16 protein-coding genes and 1 pseudogene are annotated in these 25,325 nt (G+C 51.7%); 15 read left to right on the top strand and 2 right to left on the bottom strand.

The genetic code is table 11. The features are described 5' to 3' along the window. Positions 1-191: 191 nt before the first annotated feature. The 11 genes and pseudogenes from rtcR (at position 192) to A7983_RS10420 (ending at position 13,528) form a co-directional block, all read left to right on the top strand. Positions 192-1,781 (top strand): RNA repair transcriptional activator RtcR, encoded by a 1,590-nt coding sequence (gene rtcR / locus A7983_RS10465; protein ID WP_005971174.1) that lies wholly within the window; start codon positions 192-194, stop codon positions 1,779-1,781. 83 nt (positions 1,782-1,864) lie between these two features. Then, entirely contained in the window at positions 1,865-2,182 is a 318-nt protein-coding gene (locus A7983_RS10460) for a helix-turn-helix domain-containing protein (RefSeq protein ID WP_005971176.1), read from the top strand. Between the two features lie 583 nt (positions 2,183-2,765). After that, positions 2,766-3,101, top strand: coding sequence for a hypothetical protein (locus A7983_RS10455; RefSeq protein WP_005971178.1), 336 nt, complete (start codon positions 2,766-2,768; stop codon positions 3,099-3,101). Between the two features lie 592 nt (positions 3,102-3,693). Then, positions 3,694-4,689: a LysR family transcriptional regulator gene (locus A7983_RS10450; RefSeq protein ID WP_005971179.1), complete on the top strand. Its 996-nt coding sequence runs from the start codon at positions 3,694-3,696 to the stop codon at positions 4,687-4,689. Between the two features lie 252 nt (positions 4,690-4,941). Next, on the top strand, positions 4,942-6,381 hold the full coding sequence (aspA, locus tag A7983_RS10445; RefSeq protein ID WP_005971181.1) for an aspartate ammonia-lyase: 1,440 nt from the start codon (positions 4,942-4,944) through the stop codon (positions 6,379-6,381). 221 nt (positions 6,382-6,602) lie between these two features. Continuing rightward, positions 6,603-8,122, top strand: a pseudogene (locus tag A7983_RS24745) (ATP-binding cassette domain-containing protein); the annotation flags it as partial. A 132-nt stretch (positions 8,123-8,254) separates the two neighbouring features. Continuing rightward, positions 8,255-8,443 carry a hypothetical protein gene (locus tag A7983_RS24445; protein ID WP_237028229.1) on the top strand — a complete coding sequence of 63 codons (189 nt, stop codon included), beginning with the start codon at positions 8,255-8,257 and terminating at the stop codon, positions 8,441-8,443. A gap of 384 nt (positions 8,444-8,827) precedes the next feature. Further along, positions 8,828-10,243 carry a TolC family protein gene (locus A7983_RS10435; protein WP_039479071.1) on the top strand — a complete coding sequence of 472 codons (1,416 nt, stop codon included), beginning with the start codon at positions 8,828-8,830 and terminating at the stop codon, positions 10,241-10,243. Continuing rightward, positions 10,240-11,238 (top strand): HlyD family secretion protein, encoded by a 999-nt coding sequence (locus tag A7983_RS10430; protein WP_005971187.1) that lies wholly within the window; start codon positions 10,240-10,242, stop codon positions 11,236-11,238. The genes A7983_RS10435 and A7983_RS10430 overlap by 4 nt, the downstream gene beginning before the upstream one ends. Then, positions 11,238-12,356, top strand: coding sequence for an ABC transporter permease (locus tag A7983_RS10425; RefSeq protein ID WP_005971189.1), 1,119 nt, complete (start codon positions 11,238-11,240; stop codon positions 12,354-12,356). Before A7983_RS10430 ends, A7983_RS10425 begins: the two co-directional genes overlap by 1 nt. Further along, positions 12,350-13,528 carry an ABC transporter permease gene (locus A7983_RS10420; protein WP_005971193.1) on the top strand — a complete coding sequence of 393 codons (1,179 nt, stop codon included), beginning with the start codon at positions 12,350-12,352 and terminating at the stop codon, positions 13,526-13,528. Before A7983_RS10425 ends, A7983_RS10420 begins: the two co-directional genes overlap by 7 nt. A gap of 63 nt (positions 13,529-13,591) precedes the next feature. On the opposite strand, the gene A7983_RS10415 is transcribed toward A7983_RS10420, so the two are convergent. Continuing rightward, positions 13,592-14,719: a lipase family protein gene (locus A7983_RS10415; protein WP_005971195.1), complete on the bottom strand. Its 1,128-nt coding sequence runs from the start codon at positions 14,717-14,719 to the stop codon at positions 13,592-13,594. 295 nt (positions 14,720-15,014) lie between these two features. Further along, positions 15,015-16,136 (bottom strand): ribosomal protein uL16 3-hydroxylase, encoded by a 1,122-nt coding sequence (locus A7983_RS10410; protein WP_005971197.1) that lies wholly within the window; start codon positions 16,134-16,136, stop codon positions 15,015-15,017. Between the two features lie 381 nt (positions 16,137-16,517). On the opposite strand from A7983_RS10410, the gene A7983_RS24695 reads away from it, so the two are divergent. The 4 genes from A7983_RS24695 (at position 16,518) to A7983_RS10390 (ending at position 25,325) form a co-directional block, all read left to right on the top strand. Continuing rightward, a complete protein-coding gene (locus tag A7983_RS24695; RefSeq protein ID WP_261340659.1) occupies positions 16,518-17,795 on the top strand; it encodes a vWA domain-containing protein in 1,278 nt (425 codons plus the stop codon). Between the two features lie 502 nt (positions 17,796-18,297). Beyond that, positions 18,298-19,656, top strand: coding sequence for an SrfA family protein (locus A7983_RS10400; protein ID WP_039479067.1), 1,359 nt, complete (start codon positions 18,298-18,300; stop codon positions 19,654-19,656). Further along, positions 19,657-22,659, top strand: a complete 3,003-nt coding sequence (locus A7983_RS10395) for a virulence factor SrfB (RefSeq protein WP_005971202.1) — start codon at positions 19,657-19,659, stop codon at positions 22,657-22,659. It begins immediately after the preceding gene. After that, on the top strand, positions 22,659-25,325 hold the full coding sequence (locus A7983_RS10390) for a putative virulence factor (protein ID WP_005971204.1): 2,667 nt from the start codon (positions 22,659-22,661) through the stop codon (positions 25,323-25,325). Before A7983_RS10395 ends, A7983_RS10390 begins: the two co-directional genes overlap by 1 nt.

Raw genomic sequence — 25,325 nt, 5'->3', positions numbered from 1 at the left:
TTTTTCTTCTCTTTGTTTGTCATTATTCACCTGAGATATAGCGAAAGACGTGCCAGGTTTTTGAAACAGACAAAATAAAAACCTAATTAATTGATAATTAATAAATAAAAAACTCGCCACACGAACTAGCAACAAAGTAAAAGAACAGGTAAATTTATCCCATAGGATAATATTTTATACAAAGGTATAGCATGAAACGCCGAGTCGTCATTGGTGTGCTGGGCACCACGCTGGATAAACGGGGTAAACGAGAGAATCGATGGACGAAATGGCGTCCTACCGTCGGCCTGTGCCAACAGCCCGATTTTCCGGTCGATCGTCTGGAACTGCTGCATCAAGCGCGCAACGAGGGAATGGCGCAGCAGGTAGCGGAGGATATCGCTGTGGTGTCACCCGCGACGCGGGTCACGCTTCAGGCCGTTGAGCTGCGCGATCCGTGGAATCTCGAAGAGGTCTACAGCGCCTTTCTGGATTTTGCGAGCCGCTACCCGTTCGACACCGAAAACGAAGAGTATTTCGTCCACATCACCACTGGCACCCATGTTGTGCAGATTTGCTGGTTCCTGCTGACCGAAGCTCGTTATCTGCCCGCGAAGCTACTGCAAACCGCACCAGGAGAGAAAGCAGATCGTCCCGCACCGCAAGGCATCTACGCCGTCATCGATCTGGATCTCAGCCGCTATGCCACGCTTACCAGCCGCTTTCAGCACGAGCAGGAACGTTCCGTCTCATTCCTGAAATCCGGCATCGAGACGCGCAATACCACATTCAATGCATTGATCGACCAGATTGAACGCGTCGCGCTACGCTCCACCGCGCCGATGCTGCTAACTGGCCCGACGGGTGCGGGGAAATCCTTTCTGGCGCAGCGCATCTACCAGTTGCGACAGTCTCGCCATCTGGTCAGCGGCCGCTTTGTCGCGGTTAACTGCGCCACGCTGCGCGGCGACAATGCGATGTCAACGCTGTTTGGCCATGTGAAAGGCGCATTTACTGGCGCATTGCAGGCCAGAACTGGGCTGCTACGTGAAGCGGACGGCGGCATGCTATTTCTGGATGAAATTGCCGAACTGGGGTTGGATGAACAGGCTATGCTGCTCAAGGCCATTGAAGAAAAAAGTTTTTTCCCATTTGGTTCAGATAAAGAAGTCAGCAGCGATTTTCAGTTAATTGCTGGCACGCACCGCAACCTACGCGAGTGGATCGCACAAGGCAAATTTCGTGAAGACCTCTATGCGCGTATCAATATGTGGACCTTCCCCCTACCGGGGCTGGCAGAGCGGCGGGAAGACATCGAACCCAACATCGAATACGAACTCCAGCGCTTTGCTCGCGATCACCAAACGCAGATTCGCTTCGATAAAGACGCCCGACAACGCTACCTCTCCTTTGCCTGCTCGCCGCAGGCCGCATGGCACGGCAACTTCCGCGAACTCGGTTCTTCTATCGCACGCATGGCGACGCTGGCAGAGCAAGGTCGCATCACCGTTGCACTGGTAGAAGAAGAAATTATCCGGCTGAAAGCCAGTTGGGGAAGTGATGCGCCAGCAACCGCGCTACCGCCCGAACTCGCCAACATCGATCTGTTTGAACAGCGCCAGCTTGAAACCGTGCTCGACGTCTGCCGCACCGCTAACTCGCTCTCCGACGCGGGCCGTTTGCTGTTCGCCGTTTCCCGCCAGCAAAAACAAAAACCCAACGACGCCGACCGTCTGCGTAAATATCTGGCACGTTTTGGGCTGAGCTGGGAGGGGTTGAGAGGGACAAGTAACACAAAGTAAACAGAACACCTTCTATCCAGTAAACTTGACGAAATATCTAAAATATTAGATATTTTATTTACTGAGATAAGGAGGTAAGCATTATGGCGTTAAAATTCTACGAAAGTCCGTTTCATGTAACGCATGACGCTGAGATTGCCAGCAAGATGGCAATGAAAATGGATTTATCGATCATGATTACTAATTTAATCAAAGAGAAAGGCTGGACACAAAAAGAAGCGGCAGAAAAACTGGGTATCAGCCAGTCGCGCGTTTCAGAACTCAAAAATGCCAAGATTGAACTTTTCACCATTGATGCCATGTTCGACATGCTGGATGCACTCGGTTTCCGAGCGAAGATGTCGATGCCAAGCCTGCATCAGGCATCAATCGCCATCACTGAAATCGAATCAGCAGGCTAACGTTTTTTACAGCGTTCAGCCTCCCTGACATCAGCCATAAGTGCTTTTAGCCGCTGTTCGGCCACCTCCTTAGCTTTACGATCAACGCTTTTAATGCCGCCCTCCCCTGTTCATCAATAATGCGTGTAAGATTCCTCGTGCCCACAAGCAGCCCTAGCTAGCCTCATTTTAGGGGAAACACAGGGGGAGGTTCCCGCAGGGAGGCCTCACCCCCTGTGGTCGCCCCGTGTATCGCGGTTTGCCAGCGACGAGGCTTTCCGCCCATTTCTGCGAACTTCATTCCAAAACACGCTGTAACTCCACTGTAAATCCATCCACCCTATTTCACGTTTTTCGCCGTTGGAATAGAGTCTCTGTGCTGCGGCAACATCCGCAGCCGGGCTTGGAACCCCGAACTTCTCAAGACTGAAAAACACTTTGTTTTTTCAGGGGCTGCGTGCACACTCTTTACGGTGACGCAGGCAGGGCAACCGCAAGGTTGACCGGTCTTCTTGAGAGCCGGGGTTCCAATCCTGTCTGTGTCACCCCCAAGTTTGGAACCTTGTGTGGTGGCGGACTTAATTATCTCAAGGAAAAAATGACCATGACGGACACTCACGCCACACTCGATGACAGCACCATTACCATTTTCCGCGATCTGATCGCCAGCCTGCCTTTCGCGCAGTTAGATGACGTTCAGCTCTGCGACCTCGGCGCGATTGCCGCCGAATCGGTTGAAGGCCTGTGCCACGGCCTGCATTACCTCGGCGACACGCTGCAAAATGACGTTGAACTGCCGCAAGAAAGCCTCAGTCAGCTCGGCGCGTGCCTCAATGCCACCGCGCACCTGATTCCGGCACTGCTGGAAATGTGTGAGCAGGCGGAACGTCATGTACGAACAGTCACGACAGTGAGTCGCGCACCTCTTACCACACAGTAAAAACAATATGTTATGACTAATCAGGTTGGTCTTAGCCACATTTTTATGCTGCCGTTGAGGTAGTTTCGTGCGCGATAATGACGTCATTTTCATGCGACTTCGTAGCACGCGCCCGACACGGGACGGCTCAAACGCCGCTCGCCCCGTGACCCCAAGCTTTCGGCGGAAATTATGCCGCTGACGCGGTACCTTCGTCGGTATCTGACTTAGCGGACCGCTTGCGACACGTTCCCTACGTGGCGCAAGCTTTCGCCGCGTCCTGCGGCTCATCCGAAGCCAGCTATCTCCTCAGCATAATTTTTTACGCCTGATAACAGCAAAACCCACAATCCCCTTGTATTTATGTATAAAAACAGCACTAACAAGGGGAGAAATACAATCGGTACTCTAGCAGCCATACCGTGTCATTCATTTCATCTTCAGATCCGCTAAAGCTAGAAATAAGAAAAAATTAATCAGTGATGCAACCTGTATTTTTTCTGAAGTTAGCCGACTATTCTGACAGCAGTTAGCGAGGTCGTAGTCAGCGAGATGAGATAGACTAACGCTTCATATTTCGACGACATTCACCTTGCAGCGTAGGCAAACTCACATGGTTAAACGCACAGTGTCCGCCAATAAATCGATCGATATGTACGCCGTCTATGTTTTTGTGACGATGGCGGAAGCAGGAAGCATGACGGCAGCCGCTGCGCGGTTAGGCCTGACTCCTTCTGCCATTTCGCAAACGATCCGGTTGTTGGAAGAAGATTTCGGCGTCAAATTGGTTAATCGGGCTCGTCGCCCCTTTGTCCTAACGCCCTACGGCATTGCGTTGAAAAACCGGGGAGAAATCCTGACGGAGGAGATTGCGAACCTCAAGGCACAGGTGCTGGAAGCGGGAAAAGGCATCAAGCCCGACTTACGTATCGGCCTGGTGGATTCATTTGCCATCACCTGTGGTTCGGTGTTTACCAAGAGTTTGATGAAGAGTTCGTCGCAGTTGCTGATTCGTACCGGGCTCAGCCCACAGCAGGGTGAAGCGCTAATGCGTCGCGAGCTGGATTTAATCGTCACCAGCGACCCGTTGATCGACAGCGATAGCGTGGTGCGCCATCAGTTGTTTTCCGAAGGCTATTTTATTATCACGCCGCCGGATTACCGTAAGCGCATCAAAACGGTTGAGGACATCCGCGAGCTTTCCGCCGCACTGCCGCTGGTGCGCTTTAACCGGAACTCGCAGATTGGGATGCAGATTGAGCGCTACCTACGCCGCATCGATATCCGCGTACCGAACATGCTCGAATTTGATAATGCGGATACCTTAACATCGATGGTGGCAGCCGGTATCGGTTGGGCGGTGACCACCCCGCTTAGCTTCCTGCAATCCGTTGCGCACTCACGAGAAGTGCTGACACATATGCCGGAACAGCTAAATATCAAGCGTTCGCTTTATATTGTTGGTCATCGCGATGAATACAGTGCGTTCTTTGAAGAAGCGTGCGATGTCACGCATGACATTATCAAAACTGTATTTATTCCGAAATTGAAAACGCTAAACCGCGGAATAGAAAAGCTGGTTGAGATTAACCCAGATAATTCGGAATAACAGTTAGGTATAACTATTCACGATTGGGAGACGGAACAGAAATGGAGGAATATATCCACCAATAGCCATTTAACGATGCTTATTCAATGTTCGTCTCCCCGAGAACTCTTTTTTAGCCATGATTTTATCAAAATCGTGATGGGTTTGTGTTAGCTGAAAACAAGATAATCAGGATAAACAACCCATAAAAATCATAATCTTAATATTGAAAACGATGCTATGTACATCGAACAAGAAAAAGGAAGAAGACCCATGTCAACCAATATCCGTATTGAAGAAGACCTGTTAGGTACCCGTGAAGTTCCTGCTGATGCCTATTATGGTATCCATACGCTGCGTGCGATTGAGAATTTTTATATCAGTAATAGCACCATCAGCGATATTCCAGAATTTGTCCGCGCCATGGTGATGGTAAAAAAAGCCGCCGCGCTGGCGAATAAAGAACTGCAAACCATTCCGCGTAAAATTGCCGATACTATTCTGCAAGCCTGTGATGAAGTGCTGAATAACGGCAAGTGTCTGGATCAGTTCCCTGTCGATGTGTATCAGGGCGGCGCGGGTACGTCAGTCAACATGAACACCAACGAAGTGTTGGCGAATATCGGTCTGGAACTGATGGGGCATCAGAAAGGTGAATACCAGTATCTGAACCCGAACGACCACCTGAACAAATGCCAGTCCACCAACGATGCCTACCCGACGGGCTTCCGTATCGCGGTGTACACGTCCATCCTGAAACTGGTCGAAGCGATTACCCAGTTGAGCGATGGCTTTGAGCGCAAAGCGAAAGAGTTCGAAAACATCCTGAAAATGGGCCGTACCCAGTTGCAGGATGCCGTACCGATGACCCTCGGCCAGGAATTCCACGCGTTCAACGTACTGCTGAAAGAAGAAAATCGTAACCTGCTTCGTACCGCCGAGCTGCTGCTGGAAGTCAATCTGGGCGCCACCGCCATCGGTACACGTCTGAACACGCCGGATGAGTATCAGAAGCTGGCGGTTCAGCATCTGGCAAAAGTCAGCGGTCTGCCTTGCGTACCGGCTGAAGACCTGATCGAAGCGACCTCCGACTGCGGTGCTTACGTCATGATGCACAGCGCCCTGAAGCGCGTGGCAGTGAAAATGTCGAAAATCTGTAACGACCTGCGCCTGCTGTCTTCCGGTCCGCGTACTGGCCTGAACGAAATCAACCTGCCGGAATTGCAGGCGGGCTCGTCCATCATGCCAGCCAAAGTTAACCCAGTTGTACCAGAAGTCGTGAATCAGGTGTGCTTCAAAGTGATCGGCAACGATACCTGCGTCACCATGGCGGCAGAAGCAGGCCAGTTGCAGTTGAACGTGATGGAGCCGGTTATCGGGCAGGCAATGTTCGAGTCCATCCAGATTCTGTCTAGCGCTTGCTACAACCTGCTGGAAAAATGCGTCAACGGCATCACCGCCAACAAAGACGTGTGTGAAGCTTATGTCTTCAACTCTATCGGTATCGTAACCTACCTGAACCCGTTCATTGGTCACCACAACGGCGATATCGTTGGGAAAATCTGTGCCGAAACCGGTAAGAGCGTGCGTGAAGTGGTACTGGAGCGCGGTCTGCTCACCGAGGAGCAACTGGACGACATTTTCTCCATCCAGAACCTGATGCACCCGGCCTACAAAGCCAAACGCTACACCGACGAAAACGAAGCCGTTTAATTATCGTTTTCTGTCACTATTTTTGACTGCTGTTATACAGGCCCGAAGGAAACTTCGGGCTTTTTCTTATTCATTTTTTACAGTATGGCGGTATTATTTTTATCCGCCGAGTGCTGACGTGGCAGATATACCGTGAGTAATCCTACGCCGCCACCCCGAGAAACCATACGGAACACATCCTGATAGATCCGCAGCAAAATGTGGATATTTTCGGCATCATAATGAAGTGCTCGTATCCCCTTCGGGTTCCCCTATCACCGTGGAGAGTTCTCATGGGTAAGGCCAAGGAAAAACTACAGCTTATCCAGTATTCAGTCTCGCTTTTACTTCGTTCTTCGCCGGCGTTGTCCTGCTTTTTTCTGATATTAATCACGCTACAGGGGCTCTTGCCGACGATGAGCGTGATGGCAAGCATACATCTTGGGAACATCATCAGCAGTACAGACCATAGTGGGCTCACAACCGTTGCCATACTATGGGCGCTGACCTTCGTTATCCCAGGGGTTTTAGCTCCGGTGATCAGTACGCTACAGAGCATACTGAATGCTAAAGCCACGTTCCTGACGCAAAGAAAAATAATGGAGGCCGCCTGTCGGATTGATGACCTGATGCTGATCGAATCGCCAGATCTTCATGACGATCTGGAGGTCTTGTCACGAGAGGCAGCACACCGCCCTCTTAACCTACTGGTCAATCTGATCGATATTTTCAGAGGAACTCTGACGTTGCTCAGCTTGTCTCTGGTCCTGGCATCGGTGGTATGGTGGCTACCGCTGGCGTTTCTGCTCCCGCTGGTTCCGGTGACGTTTGCTGTCGCGTATTCGCAAATAGATATCTTCAAAGCAATGCTTGGGAAAGGGATGCCGGCAAGAAGGATAAAGTATTTTCTCTCCGTACTGCTTGATGTAAAGCTCGCAAAAGAAATCCGGCTGTTCAATCTCTCTGGTTTTTTCCTCGATAAACACCAACAGTCTTTTAACGATCTTGAAGATGAGCTCAATCAGGTACGAAGAAAGCAGTTGATGCGTCCCCAGCCCTGGAACCTGCTTTATCTGCTGTGCTCACTGAGCGTCATGTTCTGGTTTGTCGATTACCTTTCTACCGGGAAAATCTCCGTGGGTGGGCTGCTGGGAACGATCCAGTCCATCTCCTTCTTTGGCCTGTCCTGCCAGTGGATGGTGTATTCATTTGCCAACGTGGGCATCTGTTTCGGCTTCTTTGCCCGGCTGAAAGCGTTGGAAGCCGTGGCAGCAGTCCCTCAGGATCACCCTGCGGAGTCGTGGTCAGGTCCGCTGCATGAGATCCGGTTTGAGAACGTGTCGTTTGCCTATCAGGATGATAATTTTGTACTGAAAAACATCAACCTGACGCTTCGTGCTGGTGACCATCTTGCGATAGTGGGAGAAAACGGCGCAGGTAAAAGCACGCTGATAAAGCTACTTTGCAGGCTCTATCATCCCACATCCGGGCGCATAACCTGTAATGGCACAGATATCGCCAGGATAGATATTCATCAGTGGCGCCGCCAACTGAGCGCCATATTCCAGGATTTTGGTCACTACAATCTCAATATAAAAGAAAACGTGACGTTCACCCATCTCTCCACCCCGGAAACAGAACGGGGCTTTCTGGAGGCCTGTGCAAAAGCCCAGTTTGCTCTGGACAAGGGTATTGCGCCAGATACTTTGATCGGCAAAGAATATGCCGGCACAGAACTGTCGGGGGGCAATGGCAGCGTCTGGCCCTCGCCCGTGCCCTGTATACCCCCGGCGAACTCATTATTCTGGATGAGCCAACAAGCGCTATGGACCCCCGCGTTGAGGCAGAAATATTCCGTCAATTCTCTGCCCTTGTTCACGGCAAAACCGCTGTCATGGTCACTCATCGTCTGGGTGTAGTGAAGCATGCCAGCAACCTTATTGTTCTCAAACAGGGAGAAATTGTCGAACGAGGTACACCTGCAGATTTAGAGCAAGCACGTGGCGAATATTACTCACTGCTGAAATTGCAGCGGGAGCAATATCAGTATGGAGAAGATAAAGGTGATGACGTGGCCGGATAAAATCCGCGTCTTGTGGATCGGCGAATCACGCCATGTAATATGTACCCGGAGGAAACTTCGGGCTTTTTCCTGTTCATTATTTATCAATGAATAATGAGTCTTATCTGCATAATACAAACCTATCCCATTCGTTTTATTTCTCTTCAAATAATTTTCCCATTCAATCCCTTCTATTATTTGAATAATTGGGAATTTAGACCAACACTAAATCATCCTGGAAAATAATACGGAACACATCAGACGCAATATGCGGTTTGTTTACCTGCCGCCAGATGTGTTTTACAGCCATTATCCAATCTGCACACGAACAAGCCTCGTGCTTTTTCAGCGGGCTTATCCCTATCACTTTGGCAGTATTTGGGGAAAAGGATGATTTCACCTAGCATGCCTCGAATAACACACGATAAAACCCGGCTTCTGGCCTATTTCCCCGTAGCACTGCTGCTGTGCTGGTCGTCCACGGTTTTCGGACAAACTATCTCGTTTAATCAGGCCTGGGTTCGTCTTCTGCAAAGTGATGACAGCATTGCTGCCGAACGCGCCGGAGTCGATCGGGCACAGTCCCTGCGAGAATCAGCCAAAGGTCTTTACTGGCCACAGGTCAACGTGGGTGCAAGCTATACACGCCTTGATAAACCTGTCGAACTAGACGCCCGTGACCTCAATCCGCTGGCAAATCACCGAGATATTTTCACTGCGCTCAATCAGTTAATTAATATCAATGGCAATCCTTTCGTCACCCGTTTCACAGAACAAAACGTGGTAACCAGCTCCGTTCAGGTCGTCTGGCCGCTATTCACTGGAGGTCGGATTGATGCCGCTCAGTCGATTCGGGCAGCACAGGTGAATGAGGCAGAACAAATGCTGATCATCCGCACGCTAGCGCAGTTTGAAGCACTCGCGCAGGCTTATTACGGCGTGGTCATGGCACATCAGGTGATAAAAACGCGTCAAGATATTGAAAAAGGCATGGCGCAACATTATGACCACGCTCGCAAGCTGGAGGCTCAGGGGCAAATTGCCAGAGTCGAGGTGCTGTCCGCACAGTCTGCTTATGATATGGCGCGAATCGAAACACAAAAGGCGCGTCGCAGTTTGGAAACGACTGAGATTGTCTTCGCGAAGCTGATCAAGACGGAAGGCGCAACGCCCTCTTCTTCGCTGTTCATCAACAAAGCGCTTCCCGAACTGCCTGCGTTGGTGAAACAAACGCTCAATACCCACCCCGGTTTAAAAGTGCTCTCAGCCAAGCGCGATCAGGCTAAGGATCTTATCCGTATTGAACGCGCCAAATATGCCCCCGACGTGTTTCTGTTTGGCAACTATCAGCTTTACGAACAGGACACGCTGGCAGCCAGAACGACGCCGGACTGGATGGTCGGCGTCGGCGTTTCCGTCCCGCTCATCAGCCGTGACGGCCGTTCCGACAATATTGCCGCCGCAAAAAGTGCAGAAATGCAGGTTAACTATCTGGAAGCCGATATGCGGCAAAACCTTGAGATTTTGGTCGAAACCACATGGCGAGAAGCTCGACAGGCGCTGGAGGAATTCAATTCATTATCCTCCACGCAAAAACTGGCGGAAGAGAATGTTCAGCTACGCAACAAAGCCTTTATGCAGGGAATGTCTACCTCGCTGGACGTGGTCGATGCGCTGAATCAGTTAGCCGGAGCCAAGACACAACGCGCCTCCGCGGCCTATCGTTACGTGGTTTCCATCGCCAGATTAATGGCCATCTCCAGCCAGTTGAACCGCTTCTCTGACTACCAGACTCAGTACGCCATACAGGTGACGCCATGACACAATCCCCCTCTTCTTCGCGTTCGAAACGCAAATGGATCCTTCAGGCCATCCTGGTGATTGTGGTGGTCTGGATAGCGTATCGCTTCTGGCTTGCCTACCAGCCCGAACCTATACGGCTACAGGGGCAAATCGAAGCGCAGCAGTATTCAGTCTCTTCAAAAGTGCCAGGACGTATTGCTGATGTGCGGGTAGAAAAAGGCCAGCAGCTTGACGTTGGCGATCTCGTCTTCACGCTCCTGACACCGGAACTCGATGCCAAGCTGGAACAGGCAAAAGCGGGTGAAGCCGCGGCTGGCGCAGTGGCGCTGGAGGCAAAAAAAGGCGCACGTGAGCAGCAGATCGCCGCTGCAAAAGATCAGTGGCAAAAAGCCAAAGCCGGTTCCGAGCTAAGCCATAAAACCTATCTGCGTGTGCAAAATCTCTATCAGGAAGGTGTACTGCCGCTACAAAAACGGGATGAAGCCAAAGCCTCGTGGGATGCGGCACGCTACACCGAAGGAATGGCCTGGCAGGAATACCAAATGGCGCAGGAAGGCACACGCAAAGAAACCCAGGTTGCCGCAGAGGAAAAAGCCCGTATGGCTGCGGGTTCCGTCGCAGAAGTGGAGGCCTATCTGGCAGAGGCACGCGTCGTCAGCCCACACACGGGAGAAGTCAGCAATGTGCTGCTACGCAGCGGCGAAATTGCGCCGCAGGGTTTTCCCGTGGTCACGTTGCTGGACATGAGTGACGTTTGGATCCAACTGGCAGTGCGAGAAGATCTGCTTGAGCGCTTTGCGATGGGCACCGAGTTTGAAGCACGTATCCAAGCACTCAATAACCAGACATTCCGGTTTAAGGTGTCTTACGTTTCCGTCATGGGAGACTTCGCGACATGGCGAGCGACGGATACCCGACAAGGGTTTGATATGCGAACGTTCGAAGTGGAAGCGCGCCCAGTGCAGCCGATTAGCGGGCTACGCGTTGGTATGAGCGCACTGGTAGAAATGTGATGATGCGCGAATGGAGGGCGCTGTGGCGTGACCGCTGGGGGATGGCGTTAGCGCTTTGGTTGCCGCTTATCACGATGCTGATGGTCTGGTGGACGCTATCTGGCGCGATTGTTCGCGAACTTCCCATCGGCCTGATTGATCTGGATAACAGCACGCTGTCGCGCCAGTTCGCCAGAGAGTTGCATGCTTCATCCTCCTTCGATCTAAACCATCAATTTTCATCGATAGCAGAAGGCTCGGCCTCGTTGCGCGGTGGCGAGATCTATGCGCTGGTGGTTATCCCCCGCCACTTTGAGCGTGATATTCGTCTAAAAACATTACCGACGATTACTGCCTGGAATAATGGGCAGTTCGTCCTGATTGCCAAAGTCATCAACAGCTCGCTGGCGCTGGTCGCAGGGACGTTCAACGGGCAGATTGCCGTGGTGCAGGCGCTGGCTCAAGGAGCAGCCGTTCCTGAAGCCAAAGGACTGGCGGTACCCATTGGCGGGCAGATTACCGCGCTGTTTAACCAAAATTCCAACTACGCCCAGTTTTTGCTGAACGCGATCATCCCCTCGATCTGGTCGATTCTGCTCGCGCTATACGGCATGAATACGCTGGCACGGGAGGACCGTCATGGACTTCGCTGGATGCCAGAGAACCCGACTACCGCTATCGGTGCTAAATTCCTGACACACTGGCTGATCGGTTGGGCATGGGGCGGCATCTGGAGCTATGCGCTGTATAGCCTGCTTGATTACCCACTCAACGGTTCAGCGCTGCTGTTATTTATCTCGATCGGCGCGGCCGCCGGTGCCTGCGTCGCACTAGGCATGGCCTTCTATGCGCTGATTCGCGACCCGGCACGCGCCGTCTCTATTGTCGGGGCGTTAATGGCCCCCGGGCTGGCGTTCATGGGCATCACTTTTCCCGCTGCGGCGATGGAGACATTCGCCACATTCTGGCGACAGTTGCTGCCCGTCGCCCACTATGGCGACATCGCGATTGCCATCACCAGCTACGGTGCCGGAATCATGCAGATCGCACCCGCGTTGGCCGCGCTCGCCTGCTTTTGGTTACTGCTCCCGCTCACCCTTTGGTGCTACCGACTCAGTGACAAGGAGGTAGCATGCTGACCCTCACTACCCTCATTCGGTTTGAGCTACGTAGCTTACTGCGCGATCCGACCATTTTGCTCACCCTGTTCGGCGGGATTCTGCTCTATTCCTTTCTCTATCCGCGCCCTTACCTCGCCCAGACGCCGCGCGAACTACCGGTGGTGCTGGTTGATGAAGATGGAACCCAGCTTTCGCGCCGTCTGGCCTTTATGGCTGATGCCACGCCGGAGATACGACTGGTGGCGCAGCGCAATACGCTAGATGAAGCCAAAACGCAGCTTCTGCAAGGCGAAGCGAAGGGGATTCTCTACATTCCACGCCATTTCTATCGCGATATCATGCAGGGAAAAAGCGTCACGGTAAGCTATTCAGCCGATGCCAGCTACTTTCTGATCTACGGCGCGATCGCACAGTCTCTGGCGACAGTCGGCGGCACTGCTGGTGCACAGGTTAAAGTCGCCCGGCTGCTGGCTCAGGGGGAAGGGATACCCGCCGCCAGCTCACAATGGCAGGCCACTTCGCTGAATGCCGTACCGGTATTCAACCCGACGATGGGCTATGTCGATTACGTGGTTCCCGGTGTCTTCATGTTGATACTGCACCAGATTTTGCTGATGGGATGCGGTCTGCTCGGTGCCGGACAAAATCAGCGCACGCGATCTGGCGACGTTCGCTACTGGCAATATGCCGCGCCGTGGCGTTTGCTGCTGGCACGCACGCTGGTCGTTGGCAGTGCCTACCTGCTCTCACTGCTCTACATGCTCGGTTTTTGCCTTGATGCCTATGGCATTGCACGTGAGGCTAGCATGAGCCAACTGCTGCTGTTTACGCTGCCTTTTCTACTCTCGACGCTGTGGCTCGGCGTGGTGCTCGGAGCCGCTTTCACGCGCAAAGATCTCCCCAGTCAGGCAGTGCTACTGTCTTCCATTCCGATTGTCTTTCTTGCTGGCTTCATCTGGCCCGTAGAAATGATCCCCGCCCCTCTGAACTGGCTGGCACAGTGGATTCCTGCTGTTTTCACGATTCAGGGAGTCTTGCGTCTTAATCAGATGGGGGCGAATTTCACTCAGATCGGCGAATTTTGGTGGCATCTGTGGATGCTGGCCGCACTGTACGGCCTACTGGCGTGGGGTATGCTAGGGTATCGACAACGACAACATCGTCGAGAAAATCAGGCCGCGCGTCGATAGCGGGAATACTGTCCCAGCGGACACGCCGGGACAAGAGGTTTACGATTTTGCCGTATTGTCTAACTATTTTCCCAACACGAAAGGAACAGAATTACGCAGTGAAACGTTAACCGTTTCGCTGTGGTCCATGCCTTTATATTGATGCACATCGGCTGACGTCCCTGCACTCACGACATCTTCCGCAAAGTGAACCTGCATTTTGGTAGGCACGTTGATGTCATTGGTTCCAATCCCGATAAAGACGGGAGGGATAACATTGAGTGTGTTGTAGCGAAAATGCACCATTTGGTCATCCAGTAAGTCATAAATCGCAGGTTTCAGGCTATTTTCCGCATTCAGCTTTTCGTCCATCACTTTTTGCGTCAACTCACCGATACACATTGTACGTGCGTCTTCTACAAGCTTAGCGGCTTTCGGCTCGAAATAATCCTCGACCTTAAACCCTGGCTTCATATCGGTTGCTGACAGATAGATATACATCACATAAGGGATTTTAGGATCGCCGCCCTTTACGTCCACGTCAAAAATCTTTTTCGCCGAGGTTTTATCATCAAAATAGGGCGTGCCAGTCAATACGGTCGATGCGATATTCAGATTCGGCGCATAATCTGGCTGGTAGCCCGTACTCGCAAAGGCCGCGTGTGCCCCCTGCGACTGGCCGACGATAGTCAACTGATTGTTCAGCGGGAATGTGGTCAGTGATGCTTTGACGCTATCCAACACGCTCCATGCCTCACCACGCGAATTGAGGTAGTGATGCAAGCCAGCAGATCCAAGCCCCGCATAGTCCGGTGCCACAATGGCAAACCCCAGCGACAGCCAAGTATTCAGATACTGAGCATCCCGAGCGGAGCGCGGATTGAGAGACGGTGCGCAGGATGTGCCCACGCCAATCGTCCCATGTGTCCATACCACGACTGGCCAGCCCTCTTTTGGCGCCTCACCTTTGGGGATGAAAACCGCGCCAGTGTCTTCCCGTAGGCTTTTGCCATCGACCCCGCTCTTCGAATAATACTGGATCCGATATTGTTCCCCTGCCTCCATGAGGCCATCTTTCGCATCCAACGTCGTCTTTTCTATCAGGGTGCCCGGCGTTTTCGTCTCAGCGAAAGTAAGCGGAGCCATCATACCGACAGAGACGGCGAGAAGTAACGCTAAGGGTTTTTGCTTGAGTGTAGGCACATGAAACATGACATTTCTCCAGAGTTATTTAATTGGGTATCGCTCTAAAGATAGTTCAGTTATTGATTAAGTGACGCGGCGGAGGATTTTTTTATCAATAAATTCAATAGGTAGATAATATTTAGCCAAGGTAAGTTAACGTTATAACGATATTTACATTGATGTTAACAACACCGAGTTGATAGCCGAATATTCACAGGGTGAACCTATACGTTTTTGTACCGCGAACCATTCAAATGATAATACGCGGCTCTCAAATCACGTCATGCAAGACGTGCTCGAAAGCCGCTAAAGATAAGGGAATTTATTCGTCGAAGAACCAGTAGCCCTGATTAACCAGCGCGGTCAATTCAGCCACGAATGCCGGATTCTCTAGTGCCTCGCCTAGCTCTTTTTTACCAAGAAGGGTGTAGCGGCACAACGCATCGGCCGCTTTCGGATCGACCGTGTCCAGCCGTTCGCTGTTGATGAAGTAGTCACCGCCCACTTCCAGCACTCGCAGCCCACTCAGACGCGTCAACACGCTGCCGTCCATCAGTGCACCGACAATCTCATCCTGCTCATAAGGCGGTTCCGCCGGGGCGATATCCAACTCGTGGCGCGGCGTTGTCACAAAGCGCCCAAACCACGCTTTGAGCGCTTCTGGCTGATTAATCACGTCGATCATCATCTCGCGCAGACGGTCAAATTCATAGGCTTCAACCCGCCCCGGATGTTCCCGACAGGTCAAATCAGGGTCGCTATAGTGCTCACCGCCGAGATCGTTCTCCAGCACGTAGTCAGCAAAACTGCTGATTAAGTCTCTACCGTTCGGCCCACGGAACCCTACGGAGTAGTTAAGTGCGGTTTCGTGCGTGAAGCCATCGTGTGGGAAGCCTGGCGGAATATAGAGAATGTCGCCCGGCTCAAGATCTTCATCAATGATTGGCGGGAACGGATCGACATGCAGCAGCGCAGGATGCGAGCAAAACTGACGCATCGGCAGTTTGTCGCCCACGCGCCAGCGGCGGCTGCCCATCCCCTGAATGATAAAGACATCGTACTGATCGATATGCGGGCCAACGCCGCCGCCCGGTACAGAAAAGGAGATCATCAGGTCGTCTAAACGCCAGTCCGGCAACACGCGGAACGGGCGCACAAGTTCAGCAGATGGCGCATGCCAGTGGTTCACCGCCTGAGCCAGCAGCGACCAGCCGGTTTCACCCAGGTTATCAAAATGCTCAAACGGCCCGTTACTGGCCTGCCACTGACCATTTTTATGGCTGACCAGACGGCTATCAACTTCAGCCTCCATCGCCAGACCTGCCAGCTCGTCCGGCGTAATCGGATCGACGAAATTAGGGAAAGCATTCTTCAATACAACAGGTTTTTTTTGCCAGTACTTTTCTAAGAATTCGGGCCAATTAAGATTAAGTTGATAAGCCATACATTCACACCAGTGAGAAGACAAACGGGCCTGATTATAAATAAGGTGATGCCTGAACTACCTTGTCATTGGTCAATGGGCTGGTATTCAGTGAGGTGAAAAGTAGAGTGATTGCGATCTGGTATTGACCGCTTCAGCAGCCGTGGCTACCGGAGAATCTATTAGGGAATAATCCGATACAACAGCGTTGGTGAGCTTGAGCAAACAACGGTGTATTAGACTGACTTTTCTCAAATTTCAGGGGTTGCCAAATAAGATTAATCTTATTAACATCCTTTATATAAGCTATATTGGCTTTCATTCTCAATCATATCAATCTACGTCGATAGCGTTGCTGCCTAAATGATAAGAATAACAAGGACTGTTGAACCATCATCGAGCTTGCAATGGCAGCTCACCTGCTATCCCGCGATGCTTTCCGCCATTGAGCCACATTTATCTCTGGCCCACAGAAATATCTTTGCACAACCCGTGCAGGCAAATGATGGTGCAATCGAATGGTATAGCGAGATCAATGGTCAGCCTATACGGTTGACGGACCTGCCTACATCGGAAAGGATGCGAGCAGAAGCGCTGCTAACGCAGAAACAGCACATAATCAGTGAGTTAAAGAATAAATTAGCGCAAAACAGTAGTGTTTCCGAAGATGTGTTGCGGATACTAACACTTGCCAGCCAACAGCCTGCCGATTCAAGCATTTGGGTGATTGGTGACCAACCTGTAATTACGGAGCTGTCTCCCCCTCCGATAATAGCGGTAACCCCCGTCATCGCGCCTCGACGTATCTGGTGGCCGTGGCTATTGTTGCTGTTATTGCTGGCTGTTCTGGCGCTATTCCTATTACGCGGCTGTCTGCCTGTGGCACCAACAGAGCCTGCACAGCCGCCGGAGTCAGTAACACCAACAGAGCCAGTAACACCGGCAGAACCCATTACACCCGAAAAACCGGTACAACCAACAGAACCCGCCACGCCCATAAAACCACCAAAACCTGTACCACCGCCAGTGACTAAGGCGCTTTGTCCGGCACAGCGGACCGTTCAGCAGGCTCCAGAGGTAGTGATTATCCTTGATGCATCCGGTTCAATGGCACTCAGTATGGATGCCACACCAGATGAACTAGAACGTTGGTTGGAAGGGGATGAGTTAGTCAGGGACATTGAACGTGAACCGCGTCGAATCAGTCTGGCACGCCAGTCAACAAGTAATATTATTGATAAATTGCCCAAGGATATGAATATCAGCCTGGTGGCAGCAGCGGATTGCCGTAAGGTTACCGCCTCAACGCCGTTCCCGCCGTCGAAGCGTACAGTATTAAAAAACCAGATCAATCGTATTGAGCCGATAGGCAAAACGGCCTTGGCGGAAGCATTAGAACAGGCAGGCAAGCTGGTGGATGGTGTCGAACGCGATGCAATTATCCTGCTGGTTACCGATGGTGATGAAACCTGTGGCGGCGATCCCTGTGAGGTCGCTAGCAAGCTTAAAAAGAGCAAGCCTCGGTTACAAATAAATGTAGTTGATATCCTGAATACAGGCGCGGGCAATTGCATTGCCAGCAATACTGGCGGTAGCGTTTTTGCCGTTAACAATACTCAGGAATTCAGCAATATCATGAATAAAGCCATGAAAGAATATATCCCTGAAGGATGTCAATAATGGGGCAGGGTTTTCATGGAGACTGAAGCGTCGTCGTAAAGAAAACAATGTAGTACCTAGAAAACATATCTATACCCGAAATAATTCGAGTTGCATGGCGGCAGTAACCGCACGAGTCCCCAGTCACTGACACGAGTCAGTGACTGGGGTGATAAGGGAAGCCAACACACAGGCAATTTAAAGTATGCGGTATATTCCAATCGAAGGAATAGTGTGTGTTAACCCTGAATGATGCCAGAGGAATATCGAGAATATTTATTATCGCGTAGAGACTAATCAAATGGCTCGTACACGACATTTTTAACGATAGCGAAAATAGTATATACCCTAAATAATTCGAGTTTCAGGCAGGCGGCAAGAGAAGGAATCCCGATGAGCTTACTCAGGTAAGTGATTCGGGTGACTGAACGCGGCCAACGCACATGCAACTTGAAGTATGACGGGTATATTGCGTCTTTTTACTTCTTTATTAACACAGCAAAGGCCTGCAAACGTGAAAGAGATGTTTCTGTGCAGTGATAAGCTCGATAAGTATCAGTCCATGGGCGAAAACGGGCAAGCTGTACATATTTCAGCACTGCAACTTCGTGAAACACTACGTTTGCGAAAACAGCACGCTATCGCGGATACCCTTGCCATCCCCCAAATCAATGAACATGGCAACCGCATCGATTGGTATGCGCCATTTTCTGGCGACATCATCCCATGGTCTGCCGCTACCGACAGTGAACGCCAATCAGCGCTAAACCAGCTCGAAGTCAGTCAGGCAGCATTACGCCAGCTAAGCGAAGAACAGCGCCGAAATACTCAGCCGGAACAGCGGTTATTCGGTCAATTATTGGAAAAAGCGCTACAGTTTCCCGATCAGCAGCACGTCTGGCTCGTCGGTGGAAAACCTATCATCAGTTTCTGGGGATTCGTGAATGCTCAGCATCAGGTTAGGCTTGACCCGCTGGACTGCTTACGCCCCGTGGCACCATTGATCCCAACCGTCACCACCACGGCTACGACGAGCGCTCCCTCTGCGACAACGGATGCCAGCAGCATTAACGCCCCCGCTCCGCGCGGTGCACGGCGGTTCCTCCCCACTTGGCTGTGCTGGTTGCTCCCCTTGCTGTTGCTTCTGTTACTGGCACTGCTGCTTCTGCGTGGCTGTGTACCGGGGATCACCATTCCCATCCCCGGTTTCAGCATGAAGGGAGCCGAATTACCAGCAATAAACCTGAATACACCAGAACTGCCACTGGTTTCATCGGTTACGGAGGGCACAAGCCTGACCGTTACGGAATCCAGTGTCAGTTCAGCCAGTGGCAGTCTATCTACAGCGATATCCGCGAATACGGGGTCAGAGAAGTCAGATCTCCCCCTGTTGGGAACGTCCTTACCGGAAGGCTCGTCTCCGATCCCGGATCCGACAAGCGCACCAGCCCCCTCTCTTTCAACGGCTTCCGAGGCAGTCACTTCGGCCACGGGAACCCGAACGCCGCTAAGCCTACCGCCAGAAGCGCTGGCACAAGGAAGTACGGCTTTTCTGAACGGACTCTGGCATGCCGGTGCGGGTATTCAAGATCAGCGCACGGGTAAACCTCTGAGCCTGAGTTACCAGATCAAAGGTGGAGAAGGTGAAGTACAGATGGTGCGTGGCGATGGCGTCTCTTGCAAGGGAGCCGTTAATGCACAGACTCGTTCAGGGCAGCTCACCATTAATAACCAAGGTGAAGCTCAGTGTACCGATGGCTCGGTTTATCAAATGCCGGAAATTATCTGTATGCCTGGCGCAAAAAATATCGCGGATTGTAAAGGCCGTTACGATGCCAATACTCTTTTCCCTATCTCGATGAAGCAGGAGGCAAGTAACTAAATGCTGGCTGAACTCACTGATTTTAAAAAACAGGTCAAACTCATTCGTGACAGCGGGATCCAATTTCTTGATTTTGCGTTTACGTTACCTGCGCGTAAAGAGTACGGTGAATTTCTACGCCAGCAAGGTGATGGCCCTGTTCTACGACTGGTCTATAACGAGCGCGAAGACAAATACCACATTCCAGCGCACGATAACGAAACACCACGTTCCGTCGAGTCAGAGTATTCTCTGGCAATTGAAGACTCATTACGGCTGTATCAGGGAGTCTGGTTTCCCCTCCCCTATTTCCGCTTCAACCCGCCACGCGCCTTTTCACAAGGCCCAGCCAACTGGGCTCGTGTTCAATTTCATGAGTTAACCGAACCGGACGATAAGGGTAACACCTGGCGCGCCACCCTGATTTTCGATACTAAAATTTTTCCCGATCGTGAAAACACCCAGTATCTGGCTCCCAGTGAGGATGACGTTCGTTCTGGTGCAGGCTTTGCGCTAGCCAAACACGTACACGAAATGGGCGATTTTCTTTCCCAACACTGGGTAGAGGAATGGCTGAAGGATGTCTACACCACTCAAGCACGCGAGCGATTACGCCAGCACTATGAAGATAATGAAGAAAAGCTTGTGCTTAAAGAACATCAGGCGCATTACCTGAACCTTCTCAGTGTGCTGGGCGACACCATTCACGTCCCAGAAGTACAGGTTAACGACGTAAAAATTCGCGATACGGCAATCCCTGTCGATCTGGTGCTAGATATTGGCAACTCGCGAAGCTGCGGTATTCTTATTGAAGAGCATCGTGATGATAATAAAGGATTATCACAACTCTACCAGCTACAGTTGCGCGATCTGAGCCAACCGCAATATGTCTATAATGAACCATTCGACAGCCGGTTGGAATTTGCTCAGGCAGAGTTTGGTAAGCAGGATTTTTCGCTCAAGAGCGGGCGCAGCGACGCCTTTACGTGGCCGACAATCGGCCGAGTTGGCGGTGAAGCCTTCCGCATGGCAGCCCAACGCCTTGGTACTGAAGGCTCAACGGGCATTTCCAGTCCGAAACGATACCTCTGGGACGATCAATCCTATTCACCCGGCTGGCGATTCAGTCAGGCCTTCGTGAAATCAGATCGTGAGCCGCTGGCGACGGCGGCCCCCTTGCTCTATATGCTTAACGATCAGGGCAAATTATTGATACGCCTGCCCGAAGATGAGCGGATGCCCGTCTTTTCACCGATTTACAGCCGCAGCTCGCTAATGACCATGATGTTGTCAGAAGTGTTGAGTCAGGCGCTAATGCAAATTAACAGCCCGGCACAACGGTTGAAGATGAACCATGCCAGCACGCCGCGTCGTTTGCGTAATGTCATTATGACTGTGCCACCCGCCATGCCGAAGCCTGAACGCGCCATTTTCGAACAAAGCATGCACGATGCAATTCGTCTGGTGTGGAAATCTCTCGGCTGGGAAGCGATGGAATATGAAGGTAGTGATACGCAGCAGTTGAAGCATCCCCACCCAGGCGTACATGTCAAATGGGATGAAGCGACCTGTGGTCAGCTTGTCTACCTGTATAACGAGACGCAAAATTATTTTGGCGGACGCACCGACGAATTTTTTTCCGCCACCCGCCGCCCAGATAATCAGATGGCAGGAACGGAAAAACGCAGCCTGAAAGTAGCCTCAATCGATATTGGCGGAGGCACGACAGATCTGGTTATTTCCCGCTATACCCTGGATGAAGGCCAGGGTATTAATGTACGCATCATCCCGAAACAGCTATTCCGCGAAGGGTTCAAAGTGGCGGGAGACGATATTCTGCTTGATGTCATCCGCCTTTATCTACAGCCAGCGGTAAAAGCCGCGATGATGAACGTGGGACACAGCGATGTTGCGTCCGAGTCGATAATGTCACAACTGTTTGGCAGCGAATCGATTGAGGCTGGCAAACAAGTATTGCGTCAGCAATTGACGCTGCAAATCTTCGCGCCGCTGGCATTAGCGATTTTGCACCGCTACGAAGAGTACCAGCCCGATGAGGGGCGTGAACTTCTTAGTTACACGTTTCGTGAGCTATTGGAGATCAATGTACCGACGCAAAAAGTACAGGACTATGTGAACGACGCCGTTCGTCCTGGGCAGGACAGCGGCAGTGTTCCGTTCTCGATCCTTGATGTTCCGTTAGAGGTCGATTTATCCCAATTACATAATGAATTTATCAATCCGCGTAGCGGCCGGATGAATATTTGCCACAGCCTGCGGGCGCTGTGCGAAGTCCTGTGGCATTACAACTGCGATATTTTGTTGCTGACGGGTCGTCCATCGCGTTTGCCCGGTATTCAAGCGCTGATCCGCCAGTTGCAGCCTGTACCACCGTCACGCGTGCTGCCGTTACATGGATATGAAACCGGCGGCTGGTATCCGTTTAACAAAAAGGGATGTATTGACGATCCCAAGTCTACCGCTGTCGTCGGGGCCATGCTCTGCCTGCTGGCAGAAAACTCTAGGCTGAATAACTTTTACTTCCGCACGGCAAACTTTGTGCCCTATTCCACCATTCGCTATCTGGGCATGCTGGACGGCAACAATATCATCAAAGACAGTAACGTATTTTATCGGGATATCGATCTGGATGCCGAGAACTTCCAGCTTGATCAGGCGCAAGGGTTTGAGTCCCGTGGCGAAGTCCGCATTGGTTTCCGGCAGCTTGACAATGAGCGCTGGCCCGCATCGGCACTGTACACCTTGAAGATAACCAACCCCAACCTTGCCAGTGAACTTGCAGGCGATGCCGTTATGCGTTTGCAACTGCTAGCCGAGCAGGGACGCCCCCGCAATGGTGAAGAAGCCGTCAGCCCAGAGCGATTCCGCATTGAATCGTTGGAAATGGAGAATGCACGCCGTAACTACGGCCGCAAAGATGTTGCATTCCAATTGAACACTATGGTCGGTAATGGCATGGGAGAAACCCATTACTGGCTGGACAGCGGGAGCGTTAAAAGCTAATGAGCACTATCAATTCTGAGCAGATTATTCAGGGCTGGCAAAATATTGAGGCTGGCGCAGGACAGGCGATTGACTGGATCGCGACCGTTCGTGAGGATGCCCCGCACCTGGATAGGGAAGCCGATCACCTCACCATTAACCTACGTCGCAGCCGTAACAAAGCCCGCAGATTAGCGCAGGCGGCGGCGAAACCGATGACGGTAGGCTTCTTTGGTTTATCACAGGCCGGTAAATCGTATTTGATCTCCGCTCTCGCAGCAGGAGAAAACGGTAATTTGGAGACACAACTTGCCGGTAAACAACTTGATTTTCTGAAGCACATCAACCCTCCCGGTGGAGGGAAAGAAGCCACTGGGTTAGTCACCCGTTTCAGCCGACGCAGCGCGAGCACCCGTGAGCATCAACAGGTTTCTCTGCTACTCTTCAGCGAAGTGGAGATAGGGAAAATCCTCGCGAACGCCTTTATTCATGATTTTAATCAGGAAAAATTTAACTGGCAGTACGATGAGAAGCGAACCCATAACCTGCTAATGGCACTGGCGAAGCGCCGCAACGCCTCTCGGGTTCCGGGCGTCACAGAAGATGACGTGGTATCACTATGGGACTATCTCAGCCGTCATGCAGGAAAGAGCCAGAGCCGTTTGGCATTGCACTATTGGCCTCAGGCGATTGCGCTGGCTCCTTGGCTGACGCCGAAGGATCGCGGGGTGCTTTTTTCTGTTCTATGGGGTGACGTGCCGGAACTCACAGAAGCCTACACCCAGTTTGCGCAGACGTTGCAACGCTTGGGTGGAGCACCAGAAGTCAGGGCTCCGCTACACACGCTGGTACAGGAAAAGGACGGCTTATTGGTTCAACACGACAGCATTATGAACGTTGATATGCTGGAACGTCTGAATAAAGAACCCGATGTACGCATTGACGTCACGCCGATACAGGATGGTCAGGCGGGTGCGCCAGTTGAGATTTCTCTGGCCGAATTGGCTGCTCTGACCGTTGAGCTGCACATTCCACTGCTAACGCCCCCCCGTGAACCTCTCTTTGAATCGGTAGATCTGCTCGATTTCCCTGGTTATCGAGGTCGTCTGGGCGTTGAATCGATGGATGACATACGTCGGGAAGTGAAAAGTGAAGAGAGCAATCCGTTAGCGCAGTTGATCCTTCGCGGAAAAGTCGCCTATCTCTTTGAGCGATATACCGAAAACCAGGAAATGAACGTACTGGTTGTATGCACGGCATCGACTAAGCAATCTGATGTAAAAGAGGTTGGTGATGTACTGAATGAGTGGATCAACTACACCCAAGGCGCAGACACAGAGGCACGCGGACGACGACTGCCCGGCTTAATCTGGGCGCTCACCATGTTTGATCTACGCATCAGCCAAGGATTATCCCATGACGAAGCCATTCTTCGTCAGTCTTGGGGCCTTGGCGGAATGATCAAAATGGCGATGACGGAACGTTTTGGTAAATTTAAATGGATGCAGGAGTGGCAGCAGGGGCAAGCATTCAACAATACCTTTCTGGTACGTAAACCCGGTCAGATAACCCCTTTCATCCGCATAGAGAACGAGAAAGAAGACGCCATCCGCGAAGAAAGCAAAGCACAGTTAGCGCTGATGCGAAAAACCTTCCTGGAAGATAGTGCCGTTACTCGTTATATCGCCACCCCGGACGCCGCCTGGGACGCCATGCTCAACTTGAATGACGGCGGTATGCGTCGAATGGCCGACTACCTGAGCCAGGTCGCCCGGCCGGAAGTGAAGCTGGAGCGTATTGCAGAACAGCTACAGGATATGCGCGGTGAACTGGTAGAGGGTGGATTGGGAAAATGGTATCAGCCTGAAGGTGAAGAAGAAGTTGCGAAAAAAAATCTCATCGCTCAAGAGATTCTTGCCGCACTGAAAAAACGCAACGGCATGCATGGCGAACTGTTAGCGCGGCTTGTGCCCACCCGACGTTCCCTACAGGAGCTTTACCTACAGCAAATCTCGGTGGAACCAGAGGAAGCGACTGAAGAAGAGGCCGATTTTTTTGATATCGGCGTTGACGATGCATTTGGTATCGATGCCCCAGCCGCGGCGACGCATAGCCATGAAACTGCCTTTGCCCGTCAGGCATTGCAGCTTTGGATTAACCATCTGCGTGACCTGCCAGAAACACCGGCAATGCTGAACTATATCAATCTGCCAAGGCCGGTCATCGCGCTGCTGGTGGATGAACTGATCACCGGTTTGTTACGGCTGAAGCTAGAAGATGCGCTGGTTAGCGTAATGACCAACACCGAGCAAGCGGGTGTCCGCCGCGAGCGTATGGTCGAACGTCAGGTATCACGCGTACTGCACGTAATGAGCAATTTTGTCACCTGGCTTGGTTATTTGACTGTCCCTGAGACAAAACGCCCCGTTCGCCCCAACATGCAGGATCAAGCCATTTTCACCCGCCCAATGCAGTGCGACAGCGTACAGTGGATGGATGACGAGCGTCTTACACGCCTAACCCCGCAACAGCTTAACTACAGCGCCATTTTTATTATCGATTGGCTGATCGGTCTGGAAGCCTTGATCGCTGAGAACGCTGGTCATTCCGCTGGACGGGAAATCAGCGTGGCGCAAAATGAAAAGCTCGGCGCAATCATTCACCGTATTAAAACTGCACAGGAGTAA

This window comes from Pectobacterium wasabiae CFBP 3304 (assembly GCF_001742185.1).
GTDB lineage: Bacteria > Pseudomonadota > Gammaproteobacteria > Enterobacterales > Enterobacteriaceae > Pectobacterium > Pectobacterium wasabiae.
The sequence above is the reverse complement of the archived record's forward strand: the minus strand, read 5'-3'. Positions and strand labels throughout refer to the sequence as shown.